Genomic DNA, 18,884 nt, shown 5'->3' with positions numbered 1-18,884 from the left:
TGTGGGCGAGCAGGCAAGAGTACTACTTGAAGTGTTCTTGTAGCTCCTCCTTCCAAACAGCAACAAAGGGCTCCTTGCCATCAACTAGGTAAGCGCACCGAAACACATTGGTGTTCGACTCGATGGCAATATTCCCTTCGGGGTCAACAGCAATAATGCCCCGGTCGCCGGCGAGCTTGTCGGCGTACATCTCCACGGCCGCTTGGGCCGCTTTGGTAATGGTCATTTTCTTGTACTTGCGAAGCGCGTACACCTCGTGCGCTACGTTCGCCAACATGATGATTTCCCCATCGCCGGTGCAGGAAACGGCGCATACCTCGTTGTTGGCGTATGCCCCGCCGCCAAAGATGCAACTGTCGCCCACGCGGCCCCTGAGCTTGCCCTCAATGCCGCCCGTTGAGGTAGCAGTGGCGAGGTTCCCGTGCATATCGAGGGCCACTGCACCCACGGTATCGTGCTTGTTGTCGTGCTCAACTTCGGCTTCTTGCAGGATTTCCATCCATTCTTGCCTTTGTTGGTCGGTTTTAAAGTAATTGGGGTCTTGCAGCGCCAAGCCCTGCGACAACGCAAATTCCTGAGCGCCTTCGGCTGTGAGGAAGGTGTGCTTGCACTTATCCATCACGGTGCGCGCTAAGCTGATCGGGTTGCGCACGAGCTTCAGGCCGCTGACTGCTCCGCCGCGCAACGTAGCGCCATCCATTATTGAGGCTTCGGTTTCTACCTCGCCGTTGATGTTGAACATGCCACCTCGGCCCGCATTGAAGAGCCGGTTGTCCTCCATGCTTTTCACGGCCGACTCCACGGCATCGAGTGCGTGCCCGCCGCGCTCCAATATTTCATAGCCAGCCCTGAGGGCCGCTAGTAGGCCGCGCTTTAGCTGTTCTTCTTTTTCGGCCGGAATGGTAGCCGGATCGGTATTAACGGCGCCGCCATGAATGATAAGCACGCATTTGCCCATGCTTGGTAAGTATTAAGGGGGTTGGTGGGAACTGATGTGGGTACAATGCGGCCGCATTTGTTACGGATGGCTGCGGGCAGAAGTTGGGGCGCCAAGGCACCTAGGGCAGGGCAAAGCACAAAAAAAGCCCGGCGCTTAACCGGGCTTTTTACTTGCGAAGGTTACAGCGCTTTGCGCTTGGCCTCGGGCTTTAATTTGTCGCCGAACACCTGGCGCACCTTGTCTACTTTGGGCTTTACCACAAACTGGCAGTAGGGCTGCTGCATGTTCAGGTTGTAGTAATCCTGATGATAGTTTTCGGCAGCGTAGAAGGTAGGCGCGGCCGAGATTTCTGTCACGGCCGGCTTGCCGAACGCATTAGCGTCGTTGAGCTTTTTCTTGTAGCCCTCGGCCAAGCGCTTCTGTTCGTCGGTGTGGTAAAAAACAACTGAGCGGTACTGCGTGCCCACGTCGTTACCCTGGCGGTTGAGGGTGGTGGGGTCGTGGGTTTTCCAGAAAATTTCGAGCAGCTCGTCGTAGCTTATTTTGCTGGGGTCGAAGGTTAGCTGCACCACTTCGGCATGACCGGTAAGGCCCGAACACACCTCCTTATAAGTAGGTTTGGCGATGCGGCCGCCGGCGTAACCCGACACGACTTTCTCGACACCATCCAGATCCTGAAAAACGGCTTCGACGCACCAGAAACAGCCGGCGCCAAACGTTGCGAGTTCCATTCGTTTTGCTGATTTTGAAGTAGGTTTTGCTTGCCCAACGGCGCCAAGGGCCAAGCCTAGCAGCAGGGGCAGCACAAGCAGATAGCGTTGCATACGTACATAAGCCGTATTTCGGCCTGAAAGTTTACTGAGCATCGGATTCGGACCAAGTTGGCTTACCTACGAGGCCGCGGGTAACCCGGCTTTATAAGTACCAAAAAAAGCAGACCCAGGCCGCGGCCTGGGTCTGCTCCTTAATGAGTCGCCTAGGTGCCGCCATTACTTGGCGAACCGCGGGGCCACCACCAGGTCTTTGGAGCCCGGCGTGTAGGTGTAAAAACCTTCGCCCGATTTTACGCCCAGGCGGCCGGCCATTACCATGTTTACAAGCAGCGGGCAGGGGGCATACTTGGGGTTGCCCAAGCCTTCGTGTAGCACGCGCAAAATGGCCAGGCACACATCCAACCCGATAAAGTCGGCGAGTTGCAGCGGGCCCATGGGGTGCGCCATGCCCAGCTTCATTACCGTGTCAATTTCCTCCACGCCGGCCACGCCCTCGAACAGCGAGTAAACGGCCTCGTTGATCATGGGCATCAGGATGCGGTTGGCCACAAAGCCGGGGTAGTCGTTTACCTCGGTGGGTACCTTTTGCAGCTGGCGCGAAAGCTCCATGATTTGCTGCGTAACGGCATCGGAGGTGGCGTAACCGCGAATAACCTCCACGAGCTTCATTACGGGCACCGGATTCATGAAGTGCATGCCAATTACCTTGTCGGGGCGCTTAGTAGCGGCAGCAATTTTGGTAATGCTGATGGAGCTGGTGTTCGAGGCCAAAATGCAGTCGGCCGGGGTCAGCTCATCGAGCTGCCGAAACAAGTCCAGCTTGATGCTCACGTTTTCGGTGGCGGCTTCTACCACCAGGCCCGCCTCGCGCACGCCTTCCTCCAACGAGGTGCTGGGCCGCAGCCGACCTAGGGTAGCCGTTTTGTCGTCTTCCGTTAAGGAGCCTTTGGCCACCTGGCGGTCGAGGTTTTTGGTAATGGTCAGGACGGCCTTATCGAGGGCCGCTTGGTTGATGTCGATCAGGGTAACCGGGAAACCATACTGGGCAAATACGTGGGCAATGCCATTGCCCATGGTGCCCGAGCCAATAACGGCAACGTTCAGCATGTGGTGGGAGGTAGGGGTGATGAGCGTGAAAAAACGCGGCGCAGCCGCGGCGCGCGGGCAAAGCTAACCCAAACCGTTGGGCTGCCCAAGCTAGGGCATGCCCCGCAGCGGCTGCACAAGCTGCTTGAACAGGCCCCCGGCCAGAAAGTTTTTGTGCAGGTTATCAATTATATACATAGATGTATGGCTATATTTTTAAATAATTTTTGTTTGGGTTTATATCCTTTTGCATGACGCCGCGTACAAACCTGCAGAACGCCTCGCCGGCCAAGCATCAAACAGGATGTAACCGGGGCGGCGACGCTACGTTCCCTTCCACACCATTCACCTTAACCTTCCCCCACCATGGGCAACCTTCTGTATATCATCGCTGTCGTACTAATCATCGTCTGGGCCCTTGGCTTCCTTGGTTTCGACGGTTTCGGGATGGGCAACCTGATCCACATCCTGCTGGTAATTGCCATCATCGCCATCATCCTGCGCCTCATACGCGGCGGGCGGGTTGTATAACCGCCGCCGCACTACCTGAGTCTGAAAAACCGAAAAGGCTGCTCCCGTTTGGGAGCAGCCTTTTTTCGTGCGCCGCACCTAAGGCTATTTGCCCAGGTCGAACAGAAAGCTGAAGCGGATAACGGGCTGGCCGTAGATATTGGCGTTCATTCCGTCGTTGAAGTTGTAGAGCACCGCAATGTCGCCGGCAACCCGGTCGCCGAACTGCTGGCGGTAGCCGATGCCGGCCAGCGGCGTGCGCACCGTGGTTTGCACCTTGTTCACGTACACGGTGTTGCCCACCACGTAGTCGCCGATCAGCTCGGCGCGCGTCACCTCGTACTCGGCGTGCACAAAGAACTGCTTGTACACGATTACCTGCCCAAACAGTTTGGCGCCGATGTTGTGGCCCGAAATGTTGCGCGGGTCGCCGGGGGTAGCAAACTGCCGCGGAATGGAGTAGTTATTGAAGGAGTACACCAAGCCCGGCCCGATGGCGATGCGCGGCGTAAGGCGGTAGCCAATGGCCGGCGAGGCCCCAACGTTAAATACGGTGCCGCCCAGGGCGTTGGAATTCAAGCCCAGGCTGAAGTTGGTGTACAGAAAATACTTGCTCGGCTCGCGCTTTTGCTCGAGCGTGGCGCCCGGCGCCACGCCGTCGGCAGGCAGGGCTTGAGCAGGCCGGCCGTCGTCGTCGATGCCGGGGCGGGGGGGGGCTTGGGCCGGTACTGGCTGCTGGGCGGGCGTGCCGGGCAGCGGCTGGGCCGGGCGCCCGTCGTCATCCACGCCGCCGCTGCGCGGGGTTGCGGGCGCAGGCTGAGCGGAGCCACCGGGCAGGGGCTGGGCCGGGCGGTTGTCGTCGTCGAGGGTGCCGGCACGCTTGGCCGGTGCCGCGGGGGCGGGTTGCGCCGGGCGGACGGGCTGCTGCGGGCGGGGCGGGGCCATGGGCGGCCCGGTGGGCAACTGCGGCTTTACGTAGGTGCTATCGGTGCGTTGGGCAAAGGCAGCGTGCCCGGGGGCCAGCAGCCCGGCGGCACCTAGGGCCGCCGCCAGCAGAAAACGCTTCATAGGAGAAGAGTAGGGAAGGACTTAATGCGTGAAGAAACAAAAAGGCCGCGGATGGTTGCATCCGCGGCCTTCGCAAACGTTAGGCGCCTACCGTTTGGTACATGCGTTGGCGTTGGGCCTTGATGTTCTCATCGGCCAGGTATTCTTCGTACGACATCCGCTTATCAATGATTCCATCGGGCGTCAATTCGATGATGCGGTTGGCCACCGTATCGATGAACTGCAAGTCGTGCGAGGCGAAAAGCATTGAGCCGGCAAACTCACGCAGCGAGTTGTTCAGGGCCGTAATGCTTTCCAAGTCGAGGTGATTCGTGGGGTCGTCGAGCACCAGTACATTGCCAGCTTCCATCATCATCTTCGAGAGCATGCAGCGCACCTTCTCGCCCCCGCTCAGCACGTTCGATTTCTTCTGCGACTCCTCGCCCGAGAACAGCATGCGGCCCAGGAAGCCGCGGATAAACGATTCGTCTTTTTCGGTGGAATACTGGCGCAGCCAGTCCACAAGGTTCAGATCGGTGTTGAAGAACTCGGTGTTTTCCTTCGGGAAGTACGAGGGCGTAATGGTGGTGCCCCACTTAAACGTCCCGCTGGCAGGCTTTGTCTGCTCAAACAAAATGTCGAACAGCAGCGAAGCGGCGCGGTCGTCGCGGCCCACGATGGCCACTTTGTCTTTCTTGTCGAGCGTGAAGCTGACGTCGCGGAAAATCACCTGGCCGTCAACCGAAGCACTCAGGTTTTCGACGCTGAGCAGCTGGTTGCCCGCCTCGCGCTCCGATTTGAAGGCAATGTACGGGTACTTGCGCGACGACGGCTTGATTTCCTCCAGCGTGAGCTTTTGCAGCAGCTTTTGGCGCGAGGTAGCCTGCTTGGATTTGGAGGCGTTGGCCGAGAAGCGGCGCACGAACTCTTCCAGTTCTTTGCGCTTGTCCTCGGTTTTCTTGTTCACCTCCTGGCGCTGGCGCAATGCCAGCTGCGACGACTCGTACCAGAACGAGTAGTTGCCGGGGTACATGGTAATCTTCGAGAAATCGAGGTCGGCCATGTAATTACACACCGCGTCGAGGAAGTGACGATCGTGGCTCACTACAATTACCGTGTTCTGGAAGCCGTCGAGGAAGTTCTCGAGCCACAGCACGGTTTCGGCATCAAGGCCGTTGGTCGGTTCGTCGAGCAGCAGCACGTCGGGGTTGCCAAACAGCGCCTGGGCCAGCAGCACGCGCACCTTATCGGAGGTGCCTAGGTCGGCCATTTGGGTGTAGTGCTTGTCTTCGCCAATGCCAAGGCCCGAAAGCAGCTCGGCGGCCTCGTACTCGGCGTTCCAGCCCTCTAGGTCGGCAAACTCGCCTTCGAGCTGGGCAGCCCGCTCGCCGTCGGCGTCCGAGAAGTCGGCCTTGGCGTACAGGGCGTCTTTCTCTTCCATCACCTTCCAGAGGCGGGTGTGGCCCATAATCACGGTTTGGAGCACCGCGTGTTGGTCGTAGGCAAACTGGTCCTGCTTCAGTACCGAAAGGCGGGCGCCGTTGGGCATGTCCACAGAGCCGGTGTTGGGCTCAATCTCGCCCGACAGAATTTTCAGAAATGTCGATTTGCCCGCCCCGTTGGCCCCAATAAGGCCATACACGTTGCCGGGCATGAACTTGATGGTGACGTCTTCAAATAACACGCGCTTACCATAGCGCAGGCTGACGTTGGTGGTACTGATCATGCAAATGAGTTAGCGGAGTGGGGTAGGGCGAACCGGCGCCTAAAAATCGCGCAAAGGTAGCTAAAATTAGACGCTCCCGATGGTTCGAGCGGTAGGTAAACACCTAGGGCCGGTTAAAAAATCCCGAAAACGGAAAACTTCATTATCAGCCTTTTGCGCGAAAAAAACGGGCAAAAAAGTCGACAGTACTATAACCGCGAAGTGGCATTAGCAGTATTATGGAAACAAAGCGCCAAGCCTTGCCTAGGCCGTGAGTACCACTCCGCTAGGCAGGTTTCCCTTCTCTAACAACCAAAACTACCTGCCTTATGGCTGACGCCCTTCTTTCTCCCGAACGCAACGCAATTCGCTATGGCATTTTTTCGGCCATTGGCATGAGCCTGTATCTGGTTGTTGCTTCGTTATTCGGTTTCGCCTCCAACATGAGTTATAGCTGGCTTAATCAGCTGGTGCTCGTAATTGGTATCTGCCTGTCGATTGCTCATTTCAAGCGGGTGCGCCACGATCGGATGCCGTACCTGCAAGGCTTCGGCACCGGTATCATGACGGGCATGGTTGGCTCCGTGCTTTTTGCGCTGTTCTTTGTCATCTACGTTTCGGTTTTCCCGAACCTGATGGAACAGTTGCGCGAGGAACAACTCTTCGGTTTCGATTTGTCGGTAACCATCGCCTTCCTGGCCATTGTGCTGCAAGGCTCCTGGGGCGGCATGATTATTTCGCTGATTGCTATGCAATACTTCAAAAGCCCCGACCACAAACCCCTGCAACACGTGGAGTAGGCCCTTGCCCTTCCCAGCGCTATCACTGAAGCCCGGCCCCAAAGGCCGGGCTTTGTTGTTTAGGCCAAATGCAAAAAAAGCTCGGCGATTTTCTACTTTTTCGGGAACAATGAACTCTATAAAAAATGTTGCTTATGGGAGTTGGTTTAAAACTTAACAAATATATATTTGGATTAAACATAGCAACTTAAGCGTGGTTGCTGCGTTTCAGGTCTAAATACCCGCCATTGTTCCTCCACCATGAAAACATTCTACCTCATTGCACTACTGTGCATATGCGCCACTGTGGCTCACGCGCAGATGCGCGATCCGCAGCCCGCGGCTCCCAGCCACGACCCGGTGTTGGTGGAAGCCAATAACCTTACGCGGCACATGTCGGAGCGCTTGCGCCTAACCGAAGCCCAAGTGGTGAAGCTGCGCGCCATCAATCATATCAAAGTAGCCCGCATCGACGAAATCCAGTGGCAATACCACAACGATGCCAACGCCCGCAAGGCCAAACTGCTAGAACTTGAAGCTCAGTACGAGCAGGAGTGTCAGCGCATCCTTACACCTTCGCAAATAAGCCTGATGCGCGAAGAGCAACAACAGCGCGATGCTTTGCCAGCCGACGCGGTACCAACCGAAAACGGCTTGGGCTAACCTATTGCCACTGCCGCGCAAAAAAAGCGGGCCGCCCACCTAGGCGGCCCGCTTTTTTTGCGCGGCGGCTAAGGCTGCGCGGGTGCTGGCGCGGTGGGCAGCATTTCGGTAACGGTGCCCAACGAGCCGAAACGCACCATAAGGCGGCGGCTTTTGGGGGCGGTGCTGCCCGGCGTGCATTGGCCGCCTGGCTCGAGGTAGTAGTAATACACGCGTTGCACTTGCTCTTGCAGTTCCTCTTCGTCGGGGCTGCCGAGCAGCTCCGATACGGCCCCGATGTGCACGCCGTAGAGGGCATCGCGCTGCTGATACAACGTGTTGAACAGCGCGCGCCGTTGGCCTTTGCAGCCGCGGGCGTCTTGCTTCCAGGCCGTGGCATCGAAGCCCGACAACTCTGGCGCCGATTGCCCGCAGCCGACCAGCAAAAGCGCGCACGAAAAAGTGAGTAGCAAACGTTGTAACATCATGGGAACCAGTGGGCCTTATCAAAAGTTGGAAGGCATCCGTTAGGACAAAACTAGTATTTTTGCTTGCAACGCGTTAGCCACCCTCTTTCGTCGTTCGTCTCCGCCTTATGAAGTTTATTCGCTACGCCGCCCTAGGGCTGCTGGGCATTTTGAGCAGCGTGCAGCCACAGGCCCAAGCCGCGCCGCCCACCCGGCCTCTTGGCACCACGCAGGCAGCCTACATGGCCGCCTTCGAGCAGCACCTCGTTCGGACGTACGCCGGCGCCAAACTGGCCCAAACCGGCCTGAACGTACAGGTACTGCGCAAGGCCATGCTTGGCTATTACAACCTGAAAAACCGCGGTTTGGCCAAGCGCGGCGTGCTCACGGTTATTGATTTCAGCCGCTCGAGCCGCCAAAACCGCCTGTGGGTAATTGATTTGCAACGCACCCGCCTGCTGTACCACACCTTGGTAGCGCACGGCAAAAATACCGGGGCCGACGTGGCCCGCACGTTCTCGAACCGCCCTGGCTCCGAAATGAGCAGCCTTGGTTTTTACCTTACCGGCGAAACCTACTACGGCAAACACGGCCTCTCGCTGAAGCTGCGCGGCCTCGATCCGAAGTACAACTCCAACGCCCTGAGCCGGGCCGTGGTGGTGCACGGCGCCGATTACGTACGCCCCGAGTTTATTCGGCAGCACGGCCGCTTGGGCCGCAGCCAGGGTTGCCCGGCCTTGCCGCCTCAACTCAGCGGCGACATCATTAAAACAATTAAAAACGGCTCGGTAATGTACGTGCAGGGGCCCGCCACGGTGCCGTACGCCTCCAATTGGTTGAACATGGCCGAGGCCTTGCCCGCCTTTGCCCGCACCCAAGGTATTTCGCCGCTGGTAGGCCAAGCGGGGCAGTAAGCCTGCGAAAACCACACGAAAGCGCCCTGCTTCCGGTACCGGAAGCAGGGCGCTTTCGTGTGAGATTAAGCTTGCTGTGGCCGTTAGGCCGGCCGGTCGCCGGTGGCGCGCACCAGGCTGATGCCCGCAAAAAAGAAGATGAGGCCAACGCCTAGGGGCACCAGCGAGTTAATCTTGCTCAGGGCCACCATGCCTAGCAGGCCCAAGGCGCCGTAGATGATGGCCGCAATGCCGAGCAGCGTCAGCAAAGAGCCAAAGGTTCGTTTCTGATTCATGGTTCGGAGGAGTTAATGCTGAAGGGCACCAGCTTTGGGCCGGCGCGTTTTAGCCTGATACGCAAGCATTGTCGTTTTGGCTGCGTTGCCGGTGCATAACCCTGTTGGGCGGCCTCCGTTAGAATTAGCAGCGAATATTTCGCACCGTTGTTTTACTTCCACGCACCGACACACCATGAGAGGCGGACTCCGATACATAATTGCCCTGCTAGTTGCCGGGTTTTCGCTGATAACCTACTACTGCAAGCGCCAAACCAACCCCGTAACGGGCGAGGTGCAGCACGTGAACATGACCACCGAGCAGGAAATTGCCCTGGGCCTGCAGGCAGCGCCGCAAATGGCGCAGCAATACGGCGGCCTGCACCCCGATCAGCAGGCGCAAGCAGCCATCGACCGCATTGGCGCCGCGCTGGTGCAGGCCTCGGGCGCGGCGCAGTCGCCGTACAAATTCAACTTTCACTTGCTGGCCGACGAAAACACCATCAACGCGTTTGCGCTGCCGGGCGGGCAGATATTCCTGACCGCCGGTTTGCTGCGCAACATGAAGACGGAAGGCCAAGTGGCCGGCGTGCTGGCCCACGAGGTAGGCCACGTGATTGGTCGCCACTCGGCCGAGCAGCTAGCCAAACAACAGCTGACGCAGGGCTTGGCCGGCGCCGCCGGCATTGCCGCCTACGACCCCGAGCGGCCGGGCAGCTCAATAGCTAATGCCGCCGTGGCCGCGGCCATTGCCAAGGTGGTGTCGTTGCGCTTTGGGCGCGAGGACGAACTGGAATCGGACCGCTTGGCCGTGAAGTACACCGCCGAAGCCGGCTACGACCCCCGCTCCATGATTCAGGTGATGCAAATTTTGGAGCAGGCGGGCGGAGGCGGCCGCGGGCCCGAGTTCCTGAGCACGCACCCCAACCCCGGCAACCGCGTGGGCGTGCTGGAGCGCGAAATTGCCGAGCAGTTCCCGAGCGGCATTCCGGCGGGCCTCAAGCCCTAGGTGCCGCTAGCAGCCCAACCCAAAACAGCAACCAGGCCGAGGCACAAGCTTCGGCCTTTTTTTGGGCAAACACGTTTTACGCTTACTGCCGCTCTATCCCCCGCCATGAATTCATCTGCACCCCAACTGCGGCGGCTTTTGTTTGTGATGAACCCGATTTCGGGCGACATCGACAAGGCCGAGCTAACCGATCTGATTCAAGAAGTATGCACCGGTCGGGGCCACGTCGCTGAGCTGTTCAACACCACAGGCGAAAACGACCTCGAGAAGCTGCGCGAGCACATAGCCCGCGGCGACTACGACGCCGTGTTTGCCGCCGGCGGCGACGGCACTGTGAACCTGGTGGCCCAGGCTATGGTGGCCACCGAACTGCCGATGGGCATTTTGCCGCTGGGCTCGGGCAACGGGCTTTCCAAGGACCTAGGCATTCCGCAAGAGCCCGAACAGGCCTTGCAGCTGGTGTGGGAACACCAGATAAAGCCGCTTGATACCCTCGAGGTAGGTGGCCAGTTCAGCACGCACCTCGCCGACCTAGGGTTTAATGCCCTGATTGTGGAGCGCTTTTCGGCCGGCGACACCCGCGGGCCGGGGGCGTATGTGCGCGTGGCGTTGCAGGAGTACATGGGCTACGAGCCGGCCCACTACCGCATCGTTACCGATCAGGAAACCTGGGAGGGCAAAGCCTTCATGCTCACCATTGCCAACGCGCGCACCTTCGGCAGCAACGTGGTCATCAACCCCGATAGCCGCATGGACGACGGCCGCTTTGAGCTGTGCGTGATTGAACCGTTTCCGGCCACGGCGGCGCCGGGCATCTTGTACCGCCTCTACACCAACGATTTCGACGACTCGGAATACACCCGCCGCCTGCGCTGCCGCCACGCCAGCATCGAGGTGCCGGGGCAGGCGGAAGCGTTGGTGCAGGTAGATGGCGAGCCGTTGCAGTTGCCGTTGCCCATCCGCATCGAGATTAAGCCGCGGAGCCTGCAGGTGCTGGTGCCGCCGCCCGCTGCTGAGTAAAGCCGGTGGCAAAGGCCCAACGGAACACGGCCGGTGCCGGGGTGCCCTGGGCGTCGGCTGGCTCCCAGGTGTCGAGCCAAAGCTGGCCGTCGGCGTAAAAATCGAGCGAGAAAAAACCTTTGTGCTCGTGCACGAAGGTAGCCTTGCCACCGGCCTCCACATAGGCCGTTTTGCTGCCCGAGCCGCTGACGAGGTAGTGCACGCCGCGCCGCTGAAAGTACTGCAGGTTGTGGTCGTGGCCGGCTACGTACACCACGCCGGGGTACTGGCGCAGCACTTGCAGCAAACGCCGCCGCATGCGCCGGTAGCGCGGGTGCGCCATGTCCTCGGCGGCGCCGAGCATGCGCCGGTAAGCCGGAAACAACGAGCCCACCACCGGCAGCGGCACATAGGCTTTTTTGTGCGCCGCCGTCAGCGGAAATACGTGCTGCTTGACGGTAAACTTGCCGCCGTGCATAGCATTGGAGTACAGCGGGTGGTGGCCCGCTACCACCACGCGCCAGTTGCGGTATTGCTCGAGCAGCTCGCGCAGTTGCACGAAAGGCTCGCGGGCATCGGAGGCGGTGCAGCCCTGGCCTTTGCCCAGCGGCCGGGGGCCGTTTTGCACCCACCACTGCGTGTTCAGCACAATCAGCACCAAACCCTCGGCCAGGGGCAGCGCCACGGGGCCGGGGCAACCGTTGGGGGGCAGGTAGTGGGCCGCGGGCAGGTGCTCGTGCACGTACTTTTCCTGCTCCAGCAAGTAGGCGTAGCCATCGGCGCGGCCTTTGTTCCAATCGTGGTTGCCGCTAAGAAATACCACTTGGCTCGGGAATTCGCGTAGCAGATCGAGCTGCACGTTGAGGCGGTGCTCGGCGGCGGCGCGGCGCGGGTTGCCCACCGGCGGAATGCCCGTGGGGTACACGTTGTCGCCGAGGATGACCACGGTGCCCGTCGGGCCGGCATCCTCTAACCAGCGGCGGAGCAAGTTCAGCACGGGGTCGTGGCCGTCGGTGGCTACGGCGCCTAGGTCGCCAACCAGGCAAAGCCGGTGGGCAGGGGCTGAAGCGGGCGGTTGTTGGGCGGCCCAACTGCGGGCGGCTGGCGCTACGTAGGGGCGGCGCCGGTGCTGCCGCTCTTGCCAAAAGCGGTAAAGCAGCCACAACACAATAAGGCCTGCGGCCAACGCGGCTAAATAGTAAGGCGAAAATTCGTGTGCCAAGGTGCGAGGCGTAAACGCCCCGGTATACGGCAAACGCGGCCAAGCGGAGGCCCTTACGGCCCGGCCGTACCTAGGCGCCTAGGGCGCAAGCAGCGCCAGGCCCTAAAAGTTGGGCGGCGTAAGGTGCTTGAAGTGCCCGTTTTGGCGCACGCGCTCCTTTAGTTTCTCCGATTCTTGCAGCACCGGCAGCACGCGCTCAAGGTGCTCGAGCACAATGGCCTGCCGCTCGGTTTCGCTGAGCGAGGCCAACAGCTCATATTCCTGCTCGGTGGTAAGCCCTAGGTGGTGCGCCACGTCGAAGGTGGTATAGGCCGGGTCGAGGTCGATGAAGAGCTTCTGCAAGCCCAAAATGTTGTAGAGCTGCTCGATGAGCGTGGTAATGCGCTGCCGCAGCAGCAGGTCGGCGGTGGGGTCGTCGCGCAGTTCCTCCACGTAGGCCGCGGCGTAAAGTTTGCCGGGGGCCTGCTTAAGCACCTCTTGCACCCGAAAGCGCCCCGTACCTAGGGTGCGTACATCGGACTCGCCGGAGGGGTAGCTGCGCTCCAGCTTAACGAGGCGCATTTCGGTGCCGATGATTTGCAGGCTGTCGTCGAGAAAAGGCGGAATACCGAAGGTGATGTTCTGGGCTACGCAATCGGCTATCAGTTGGCGGTAGCGCGGCTCGAAGATGTGCAGGTTCAATTTCTCGCCGGGATACACCACCAGGTTGAGCGGGAAAATGGGCAGCAAACGGAGTGACATGGCAGGTGCGGCTTACGCTGGGCATAAGGTACAATGCCCGGGCTTGGGTTGGAGAGGTTCGGTGTTAATTTCGCCGCCAACAGGCCGGCTCATCGCCGAGCCAAACAAACCAACAGGCCTATGGCAGAGTTTGCTGAGCAGCTACGGCTGGCGCGGCGGGTGGCGTTGCAAGTGCTGGCATCCATGTTTCTGGTGTCGGTGGTGTGGGTGCTGCTGTACCGCTGGATTTCGCCGCCCGCCACCTGGCTGATGCTCGAGCGCCGCAGCCACCGGCCCGAAGCCGCTTACGGTGGCCTGCTGCCCGAAGGCGCCTCACGCAAAATCAATTACGACTTTGTGACGCTCGACGAAGTTTCGCCGCAGCTGCCGCTGGCGTTGGTGGCCGCCGAAGATCAGCGCTTTTTGATGCACCACGGCTTCGATGCCGATGCCATTATCAAAGCTGCCAAGCACAATTTTGGCGAGAAGGGGGGCGGCATCCGGGGCGGCAGCACCATTTCGCAGCAAGTAGCCAAAAACGTGTTTTTGTGGCAAGGGCGCAGCTACATTCGCAAGGCCGCCGAGGCGTACTTTACGGTGCTCATTGAGCTATTGTGGAGCAAGCGGCGCATTTTGGAGGTGTACCTGAACATTGCCGAAATGGGCGACTGCGTGTTTGGAGCCGAGGCCGCCGCTCAAAAGCACTTTGGGCGCCCGGCCAAACAGCTGAGCCCCTCGCAGGCGGCCATGCTGGCTGCCGTGCTGCCCAATCCGCTTAAGTTTCGGGCGGGCAACCCCGGCCCGCAGGCCCGCGCCAAGCAGCGCCGCGTGTTGCGCAACATGCGCCGGCTTGGCGGCACGCGCTTTATTGCCACCATTCTCGATAACTAAGTTGCCATGCGCACCCTTTTGCTACTGGCCCTAGGTGCACTTTGCGGTTTGTACCTGCAGGCCTGCACCGCCGCACGCCCCGTTACGCCATCGGCCCAGTCCTTTGCCCCCGACGAGCAGCAAATTCGGGCGGTGCTGAGCACCCAAACCGCCGCCTGGAACCGTGCCGACTTAGCGGCATTTATGCAGGGCTATTGGCAAAGCGACTCGTTGCTGTTTATTGGCAAAAACGGACCCACGCGCGGTTGGCAACGCACCCTCGATAACTACCGCCGCAATTACCCCGACGCGGCCGCAATGGGCCAGCTCACGTTTTCGCAGTTGCAAGTGCGGCCCATCAGTGCCGATGCGGCCCACGTGGTGGGGCGCTGGCAGCTAGCTCGCCCCGCCGCCGGCGACGTAAGCGGCTGGTTTACGTTACTTTTCCGCCGCCTTAACGGCCAGTGGGTAATCGTAGCCGATCATTCGAGCTGAGGAGGTTGTCAGTTATTAGTTATCAGTTGCCAGTTGGCGGTTGATAATATTAAGGAGACAAACGCAAAACGCCCGTTGCTGCTTGGCAACGGGCGTTTTGTTTAAACGAGGTTCCGGGTATGCGATTACACCTTGGCAACTGGCAACTGGCAACTCAATTCACTTCGCCAGGGTCTTCGGGGGTGGCTTCGTCCTTTTCTTTTTCGGCTTGCACGGCCTGCACGCTTTCCTGAAATACCAAGCCGGTGGCAGCGGCGTGTTCGGCCGCGTTAACGGTGTCCTTCACCAGCAGCATTTCTACCTGGTGGCCGCGTAGCTCTTCCGAAACGCGCTCCACCATGGCCGAGCGCTCGGGCAGGTTTACGTCGCGGATGTATATGGCCAAGATGCGGCCGGGGTGGCGGCGCACCACCTCGCGGTAAATGTTGGCGTCTTCCTGGCCCGAGTCGCCGATGAGCACGAAAGGCAACTGCGGGTAGGTGAGGAGCAGGTTGTCGATTTCGCGAAGCTTGTGGCCGTGGTGCTCGGAGGCGTCGCCGTGCTGTTTGCGCTTCAGGGCCATGTCGCGCAGCAGCAGGGGGCCGGGCGGTATCTCGTTCAGGGCCAGGAAGTCTTCGAGCAGGTCGTAGAGGTTCCAAGGCGAGGAGCTGACGTAAAAAAACGGGTTGTTGCGCTTGCCGTTGCGCCCAAGCTGCAGCTGCCGGTAAAACTCAGCTACGCCCTTAAAAGGCATGCGCGAGCGGGCGTTGCGCAGCAGCACCGTGCGGGCCATGCGCATGATATCGGTAGCGGAGGTTTGAATAACGGTATCGTCGAGGTCGGAAATAATGCCGTACTCGGCATCGGGCGGGGGCACCAGCACCGGGGCCGTGCTTAGGCGCACCTCGGGCAGGGGCGCCGGGGCTTGCAACAACTCCACCTCAATGGGGTGCCACAGGTAATCAACGGGTTCGGGCAGGCGCTGCGGCTCGATGTTCAGCGTGAAATAGCCCTCTTCGTCGGTGGTTACGGAGTGCTCGGTGCCGTCGCCGGGCCGGATGCAGAGCTGCGCCCCCGGAATTTCCTGCGAGTCGAAGCGCCGGTACATGTTCAGCAGGTTGTGCAGGGTAGAGTCGGAGGGGTCGGGCTCGGTTATGCCTTTGTTGGTAAGCACGCGGCCTTTCACGTAGAGGCGGGTGGGCGTGCCGTAGCTGCGGTAGGGCAGCACCTGCACCGGGTGCAGCAAGCCCAGCCGCGTGCGGGCGCGCCGCAGCAAATCGTCGGTGTTTTCGGCCAGGTTGTTCAGGTGGTCAAGTATCGACATGGCGGTGTGTTGGAAATGGCGGTATGCTACACAACGGAGCAAGGCCTCTTGCCGTTGAGCAATTGCCTAGGTGTGGCTTACTAAAATTGTGTTATCAGCTGATGATCAGAGTTATGATAGGAGCCGTTGGGCTGATGCTGGCGGCTTGCGCGGGGCCGCCAGTGCAGCGCGGCCTAGGTGCCGATGGGCTGGAGCTGCAGTTGCGGGCGCAAACCGAATCGGCCTACAACATTGTGTGGCTACGCGCCACCCTGCGTAACCGCGGCCCGCGGCCCGTGCGGCTCCGGCAATTGCCCGATACGCTCGAATCGGCTTGCACGCCGGCGCTAGGCTTGGTGGTACGCGGCCTCACGCCCAATACCGATACGGCCGCCATCTGCCAGCGCTGCCCACCCGCGCAAGCACCTAGGAGCTACGTGGTGTTGCGGCCGGGCCAGCAAATGAGCACCGCGGTGCAAGTCGATTTCAACCGGGTGCTGCCCCGCGCCGTGCTCGATACGCTGCGCCAGTGCCTGCGCTACAACAACCGCACCCTAGGTGCCTACCGGTTTTGGGTGCAGTACCAGCCGGCACCAACCGGCCCGCCCGCCGCGGCCAGTAACCTGGTGCGTGTGTACCGCCAACAATAAAGCCAGCCGCGCAACGCGGCTGGCTTTACAACTAAGCGCAATACAGGTTTGCGTAGCTTACAGCAGGCTTTTCAACTCCTGAAAGCTGGAGTTGCTCACGTTGCGGTTGGTGCAGTTTAGCTCGGTGGCCTTGGCGTTGATGGCCTGCACGCGGGAGCCCGGGTCGGGGTGGGTGCTCAGGAACTCGGGGCCGCTGGCCTGGCCTTCGGCTTGGGCTTTTTCGAAGAAGCCGGCCGTACCGTTGCAGGCATAGTAGGCCGTGCCGTTGAGGTACACCACCGAAAACTCGTCGGCCTCGCGCTCAAAGTCGCGGCTGAACTTGAGCTGGCCCAGGCCGGCGGCAATTTGCGCCAGCTGGTTGGGGTTTTCGCCCAGCACCACGCTCAGCAACAAGCTGATGCCGTACTGGTTTTGGAGCTGACGCGAGGTGTGGCGACGGTCGGCGTGGGCAATTTCGTGGCCAAGCACGCCAGCCAGCTGGCTTTCGTTGTCGAGGTACTTAATCAGCCCCGTAAAGACGTAAATGTGGCCACCGGGCGTGGCAAAGGCGTTTTGCACTTGGTCGTCTTTGATGATCTTGACGTCCCACGGAAACTCGTTGCGGTACTGCAACTGGCCCGAGTTCAGCACGCGGTTTACCACGCCGTCGAGCAGCTGGTAGGCACGGGCGTTACGCGGGTTGGTGCGCTCGAGCAACTGGCCCTTGGCGCGGTACGTCGAGTCGGTTTGGCGGGCAACTTGTTCGCCCAAGGCTTTGTCGTCTTCGACGCTGAAGAGCACTGGGTTGCCGTTTTCATCGGTGCAGGAGGAGGTGGTAGCACCTAGGCCAAGGGCCATGGCACCCAGCAGGTATAGGCGGAGAAAGGAACGTCGGAACATAGGTGGTGAGTAAAGGCAGGAATGGTAAAAGCCGAGCGGCTGATGGAACTGAAAGAAAAAACGGTGCCAAAGTGCTCGGGGCTCCGATACGGGCGCCAGCTTTTCACGTTGCATTAATCCGCTGCCTAGGTACTTTTTGATGGACTTTGGCCTCCGTCATCTTTGGCTATTCAGGCTCATCAGGCCCGAAGCGCAGCAAAGGCTACCGGTCCGCTACGCGTTCATCGGCAAGCCAAAATCACTAAGCTCAGTTTGGGCTTCTGGGCAGGGGCACCAGCTTCATCAGCCCCCAAGGGCGGGCCGGCCAGCGCCCACCTAGGGCCCGGAAACAACTCCGCTCAGTTGTTTGCACGTATGCAAGAAGGCCTGCGCCGCTTGCGTGGGCATCCAGCGTTTTACTGCTCTCTTACGCCATGGCTTCCGCCCAAACCACCCTTCGCACCAAAGTCAAAAAGAAAAAGCTGATGCCCGTTGACACCGACGTGCACGAGCTTTACAAAGACCCCGCCATGCAAGCCGAGCTGGCTGGCCTGCGCTACGTAACCGATACCAAGCCCGGCATTGCGCGCCAACCCGGCCGCGACGGCGCTTACACCTACCTCGACGCGAAGGGCCAACCCGTGGCCGACGAAAAAATAATGGGCCGCATCAACGGCATGGTGATACCCCCGGCCTGGACGGAGGTATGGATTGCGCCCACGGCCAACGCCCACCTGCAAGCCACCGGCCGCGACACCAAGGGCCGCAAGCAATACATCTACCACCCGCTCTGGGACCAGGCACGCAGCCTTACCAAATTCAGCCGCTTGCGGGCTTTCGGCGAAAAGCTGCCCGAACTGCGCCAGCGCATTCGCAAGGACCTAGGTCGGCCCAAGCTCGACAAGCAGAAAGTAGTGGCCGTAGTGCTTACGCTGATGGACCAGTCGTTTATCAGGGTGGGCAACCGCGAGTACGCCAAGAAAAACAAGAGCTACGGCCTAACGACGCTGCGCGACAAGCACGTGAAAGTAGACGGCGCTGATATTCGCTTCAGCTTTGTGGGCAAAAAAGGCGTGGCTCACGACGTAACCCTGCACGACCGTAAGCTGGCCCGCCTGGTGCAGAAGTGCAAGGAAATACCCGGTCAGCACTTGTTTCAGTATTTTGATGCCGACGGCCACCGGCAGGAGCTGGAATCGGGCGACGTGAACGAATACCTGCGCGAGGCCACCGGACTGGCCCTTTCGGCCAAAGACTTCCGCACCTGGGGCGGCACCGTTAAAATGGTGGAATGCCTCGAAAGCGTGCTGCACGAGGAACCCGATTTGCCCAAGGACAAAGTGCTGAAAAAAGCCGTAAAGGACGTGGCCAAAAACCTCGGCAACACGCCCACCGTGTGCTCCAAGTACTATATCCATCCGCAAGTAGTAGAGCTGTTCACCTCGGATAAGCTCATCGACTACTTGCGCCGCCACGACGCCGACCCCACCGAAAACGACCTACTGTCGCCTACCGAGCACTTGGTGCTCGACATGCTCTCCGAAGTTTAGGAGTTGAGGAGTTATGAGTTAGCGATTTGGTGGAATTGTGAGTTTGAAAGGGTCGTAAGTCGGACCTAAGGAGAGGTCAGCAAGCCGAGCGACTACGCTGCTCGGTTTGCAC

At 59.9% G+C, this 18,884-nt stretch carries 21 protein-coding genes; 10 read left to right on the top strand and 11 right to left on the bottom strand.

Translation table 11 applies throughout. From position 1 onward, the window contains the following. Positions 1-22: 22 nt before the first annotated feature. The 3 genes from D3Y59_RS04785 to D3Y59_RS04775 all read right to left on the bottom strand — a co-directional run bounded on the left by D3Y59_RS04785 (position 23) and on the right by D3Y59_RS04775 (position 2,820). Positions 23-958: an isoaspartyl peptidase/L-asparaginase family protein gene (locus D3Y59_RS04785; RefSeq protein WP_119444013.1), complete on the bottom strand. Its 936-nt coding sequence runs from the start codon at positions 956-958 to the stop codon at positions 23-25. Between the two features lie 161 nt (positions 959-1,119). After that, a complete protein-coding gene (gene msrA, locus D3Y59_RS04780; protein ID WP_119444012.1) occupies positions 1,120-1,671 on the bottom strand; it encodes a peptide-methionine (S)-S-oxide reductase MsrA in 552 nt (183 codons plus the stop codon). A 258-nt stretch (positions 1,672-1,929) separates the two neighbouring features. Further along, positions 1,930-2,820 (bottom strand): 3-hydroxybutyryl-CoA dehydrogenase, encoded by an 891-nt coding sequence (locus D3Y59_RS04775; RefSeq protein ID WP_119444011.1) that lies wholly within the window; start codon positions 2,818-2,820, stop codon positions 1,930-1,932. A 345-nt stretch (positions 2,821-3,165) separates the two neighbouring features. On the opposite strand from D3Y59_RS04775, the gene D3Y59_RS04770 reads away from it, so the two are divergent. Beyond that, positions 3,166-3,330, top strand: coding sequence for a lmo0937 family membrane protein (locus D3Y59_RS04770; protein WP_119444010.1), 165 nt, complete (start codon positions 3,166-3,168; stop codon positions 3,328-3,330). Positions 3,331-3,414: 84 nt separating this feature from the next. On the opposite strand, the gene D3Y59_RS04765 is transcribed toward D3Y59_RS04770, so the two are convergent. Next, positions 3,415-4,377, bottom strand: coding sequence for a hypothetical protein (locus tag D3Y59_RS04765; RefSeq protein ID WP_119444009.1), 963 nt, complete (start codon positions 4,375-4,377; stop codon positions 3,415-3,417). A gap of 79 nt (positions 4,378-4,456) precedes the next feature. Further along, on the bottom strand, positions 4,457-6,082 hold the full coding sequence (locus D3Y59_RS04760) for an ABC-F family ATP-binding cassette domain-containing protein (RefSeq protein ID WP_119444008.1): 1,626 nt from the start codon (positions 6,080-6,082) through the stop codon (positions 4,457-4,459). A 308-nt stretch (positions 6,083-6,390) separates the two neighbouring features. On the opposite strand from D3Y59_RS04760, the gene D3Y59_RS04755 reads away from it, so the two are divergent. Both D3Y59_RS04755 and D3Y59_RS04750 read left to right on the top strand, forming a co-directional pair. Then, entirely contained in the window at positions 6,391-6,861 is a 471-nt protein-coding gene (locus D3Y59_RS04755) for a DUF4199 domain-containing protein (protein ID WP_119444007.1), read from the top strand. Positions 6,862-7,101: 240 nt separating this feature from the next. Continuing rightward, a complete protein-coding gene (locus tag D3Y59_RS04750) occupies positions 7,102-7,503 on the top strand; it encodes a hypothetical protein (RefSeq protein WP_162910549.1) in 402 nt (133 codons plus the stop codon). Between the two features lie 68 nt (positions 7,504-7,571). Here the strand turns inward: D3Y59_RS04750 and D3Y59_RS04745 are convergent, their stop codons facing one another. Then, complete coding sequence (locus tag D3Y59_RS04745; RefSeq protein WP_162910548.1) at positions 7,572-7,970, bottom strand: hypothetical protein; 399 nt, start codon at positions 7,968-7,970, stop codon at positions 7,572-7,574. Between the two features lie 107 nt (positions 7,971-8,077). Between D3Y59_RS04745 and D3Y59_RS04740 the strand changes: the two genes are divergently transcribed. Beyond that, positions 8,078-8,863 carry a murein L,D-transpeptidase catalytic domain family protein gene (locus tag D3Y59_RS04740; protein WP_119444004.1) on the top strand — a complete coding sequence of 262 codons (786 nt, stop codon included), beginning with the start codon at positions 8,078-8,080 and terminating at the stop codon, positions 8,861-8,863. A gap of 83 nt (positions 8,864-8,946) precedes the next feature. Here the strand turns inward: D3Y59_RS04740 and D3Y59_RS04735 are convergent, their stop codons facing one another. Then, entirely contained in the window at positions 8,947-9,138 is a 192-nt protein-coding gene (locus tag D3Y59_RS04735) for a hypothetical protein (RefSeq protein ID WP_059071356.1), read from the bottom strand. Positions 9,139-9,313: 175 nt separating this feature from the next. Between D3Y59_RS04735 and D3Y59_RS04730 the strand changes: the two genes are divergently transcribed. Next, complete coding sequence (locus D3Y59_RS04730) at positions 9,314-10,126, top strand: M48 family metalloprotease (RefSeq protein WP_119444003.1); 813 nt, start codon at positions 9,314-9,316, stop codon at positions 10,124-10,126. Positions 10,127-10,231: 105 nt separating this feature from the next. Further along, a complete protein-coding gene (locus D3Y59_RS04725; protein ID WP_162910547.1) occupies positions 10,232-11,146 on the top strand; it encodes a diacylglycerol/lipid kinase family protein in 915 nt (304 codons plus the stop codon). On the opposite strand, the gene D3Y59_RS04720 is transcribed toward D3Y59_RS04725, so the two are convergent. Then, positions 11,097-12,347, bottom strand: coding sequence for a metallophosphoesterase (locus D3Y59_RS04720; protein WP_240410534.1), 1,251 nt, complete (start codon positions 12,345-12,347; stop codon positions 11,097-11,099). The two genes, D3Y59_RS04725 and D3Y59_RS04720, sit on opposite strands and share 50 nt — an antisense overlap. A gap of 102 nt (positions 12,348-12,449) precedes the next feature. Then, entirely contained in the window at positions 12,450-13,088 is a 639-nt protein-coding gene (locus tag D3Y59_RS04715) for an LON peptidase substrate-binding domain-containing protein (RefSeq protein ID WP_119444002.1), read from the bottom strand. 120 nt (positions 13,089-13,208) lie between these two features. On the opposite strand from D3Y59_RS04715, the gene mtgA reads away from it, so the two are divergent. Beyond that, positions 13,209-13,958: a monofunctional biosynthetic peptidoglycan transglycosylase gene (gene mtgA / locus D3Y59_RS04710; protein ID WP_119444001.1), complete on the top strand. Its 750-nt coding sequence runs from the start codon at positions 13,209-13,211 to the stop codon at positions 13,956-13,958. A gap of 6 nt (positions 13,959-13,964) precedes the next feature. Further along, a complete protein-coding gene (locus D3Y59_RS04705; RefSeq protein ID WP_119444000.1) occupies positions 13,965-14,432 on the top strand; it encodes a YybH family protein in 468 nt (155 codons plus the stop codon). Positions 14,433-14,586: 154 nt separating this feature from the next. Here the strand turns inward: D3Y59_RS04705 and D3Y59_RS04700 are convergent, their stop codons facing one another. Further along, positions 14,587-15,735 carry an App1 family protein gene (locus D3Y59_RS04700; RefSeq protein WP_119443999.1) on the bottom strand — a complete coding sequence of 383 codons (1,149 nt, stop codon included), beginning with the start codon at positions 15,733-15,735 and terminating at the stop codon, positions 14,587-14,589. 113 nt (positions 15,736-15,848) lie between these two features. Between D3Y59_RS04700 and D3Y59_RS04695 the strand changes: the two genes are divergently transcribed. After that, on the top strand, positions 15,849-16,364 hold the full coding sequence (locus D3Y59_RS04695) for a hypothetical protein (protein ID WP_119443998.1): 516 nt from the start codon (positions 15,849-15,851) through the stop codon (positions 16,362-16,364). A 57-nt stretch (positions 16,365-16,421) separates the two neighbouring features. On the opposite strand, the gene D3Y59_RS04690 is transcribed toward D3Y59_RS04695, so the two are convergent. Next, the gene (locus tag D3Y59_RS04690) at positions 16,422-17,201 is read right to left on the bottom strand and encodes a M48 family metalloprotease (protein ID WP_119446325.1); all 780 of its coding nucleotides are present in this window, start codon (positions 17,199-17,201) and stop codon (positions 16,422-16,424) included. Positions 17,202-17,656: 455 nt separating this feature from the next. Here D3Y59_RS04690 and D3Y59_RS04685 point away from each other — a divergent pair, with 455 nt between their 5' ends. After that, positions 17,657-18,772: a DNA topoisomerase IB gene (locus D3Y59_RS04685; RefSeq protein WP_119443997.1), complete on the top strand. Its 1,116-nt coding sequence runs from the start codon at positions 17,657-17,659 to the stop codon at positions 18,770-18,772. Positions 18,773-18,884: the final 112 nt, after the last annotated feature.

The organism is Hymenobacter oligotrophus, assembly GCF_003574965.1.
Classification (GTDB): domain Bacteria; phylum Bacteroidota; class Bacteroidia; order Cytophagales; family Hymenobacteraceae; genus Solirubrum; species Solirubrum oligotrophum.
This window is presented reverse-complemented; position numbering and strand designations above follow the sequence as displayed.

Excerpts from the sequence above, each read along its gene's own strand:
- D3Y59_RS04725 (WP_162910547.1), top strand. The coding sequence starts at position 10,232 with ATGAATTCATCTGCACCCCAACTGCGGCGGCTTTTGTTTGTGATGAAC.
- mtgA (WP_119444001.1), top strand. The coding sequence starts at position 13,209 with ATGGCAGAGTTTGCTGAGCAGCTACGGCTGGCGCGGCGGGTGGCGTTG.
- D3Y59_RS04785 (WP_119444013.1), bottom strand. The coding sequence starts at position 958 with ATGGGCAAATGCGTGCTTATCATTCATGGCGGCGCCGTTAATACCGAT.
- D3Y59_RS04730 (WP_119444003.1), top strand. The coding sequence starts at position 9,314 with ATGAGAGGCGGACTCCGATACATAATTGCCCTGCTAGTTGCCGGGTTT.
- D3Y59_RS04740 (WP_119444004.1), top strand. The coding sequence starts at position 8,078 with ATGAAGTTTATTCGCTACGCCGCCCTAGGGCTGCTGGGCATTTTGAGC.
- D3Y59_RS04760 (WP_119444008.1), bottom strand. The coding sequence starts at position 6,082 with ATGATCAGTACCACCAACGTCAGCCTGCGCTATGGTAAGCGCGTGTTA.
- D3Y59_RS04690 (WP_119446325.1), bottom strand. The coding sequence starts at position 17,201 with ATGGCCCTTGGCCTAGGTGCTACCACCTCCTCCTGCACCGATGAAAAC.
- D3Y59_RS04775 (WP_119444011.1), bottom strand. The coding sequence starts at position 2,820 with ATGCTGAACGTTGCCGTTATTGGCTCGGGCACCATGGGCAATGGCATT.
- D3Y59_RS04700 (WP_119443999.1), bottom strand. The coding sequence starts at position 15,735 with ATGTCGATACTTGACCACCTGAACAACCTGGCCGAAAACACCGACGAT.
- D3Y59_RS04750 (WP_162910549.1), top strand. The coding sequence starts at position 7,102 with ATGAAAACATTCTACCTCATTGCACTACTGTGCATATGCGCCACTGTG.
- D3Y59_RS04755 (WP_119444007.1), top strand. The coding sequence starts at position 6,391 with ATGGCTGACGCCCTTCTTTCTCCCGAACGCAACGCAATTCGCTATGGC.
- D3Y59_RS04685 (WP_119443997.1), top strand. The coding sequence starts at position 17,657 with ATGGCTTCCGCCCAAACCACCCTTCGCACCAAAGTCAAAAAGAAAAAG.
- D3Y59_RS04735 (WP_059071356.1), bottom strand. The coding sequence starts at position 9,138 with ATGAATCAGAAACGAACCTTTGGCTCTTTGCTGACGCTGCTCGGCATT.
- D3Y59_RS04770 (WP_119444010.1), top strand. The coding sequence starts at position 3,166 with ATGGGCAACCTTCTGTATATCATCGCTGTCGTACTAATCATCGTCTGG.
- msrA (WP_119444012.1), bottom strand. The coding sequence starts at position 1,671 with ATGGAACTCGCAACGTTTGGCGCCGGCTGTTTCTGGTGCGTCGAAGCC.
- D3Y59_RS04745 (WP_162910548.1), bottom strand. The coding sequence starts at position 7,970 with ATGATGTTACAACGTTTGCTACTCACTTTTTCGTGCGCGCTTTTGCTG.
- D3Y59_RS04695 (WP_119443998.1), top strand. The coding sequence starts at position 15,849 with ATGATAGGAGCCGTTGGGCTGATGCTGGCGGCTTGCGCGGGGCCGCCA.
- D3Y59_RS04715 (WP_119444002.1), bottom strand. The coding sequence starts at position 13,088 with ATGTCACTCCGTTTGCTGCCCATTTTCCCGCTCAACCTGGTGGTGTAT.
- D3Y59_RS04765 (WP_119444009.1), bottom strand. The coding sequence starts at position 4,377 with ATGAAGCGTTTTCTGCTGGCGGCGGCCCTAGGTGCCGCCGGGCTGCTG.
- D3Y59_RS04705 (WP_119444000.1), top strand. The coding sequence starts at position 13,965 with ATGCGCACCCTTTTGCTACTGGCCCTAGGTGCACTTTGCGGTTTGTAC.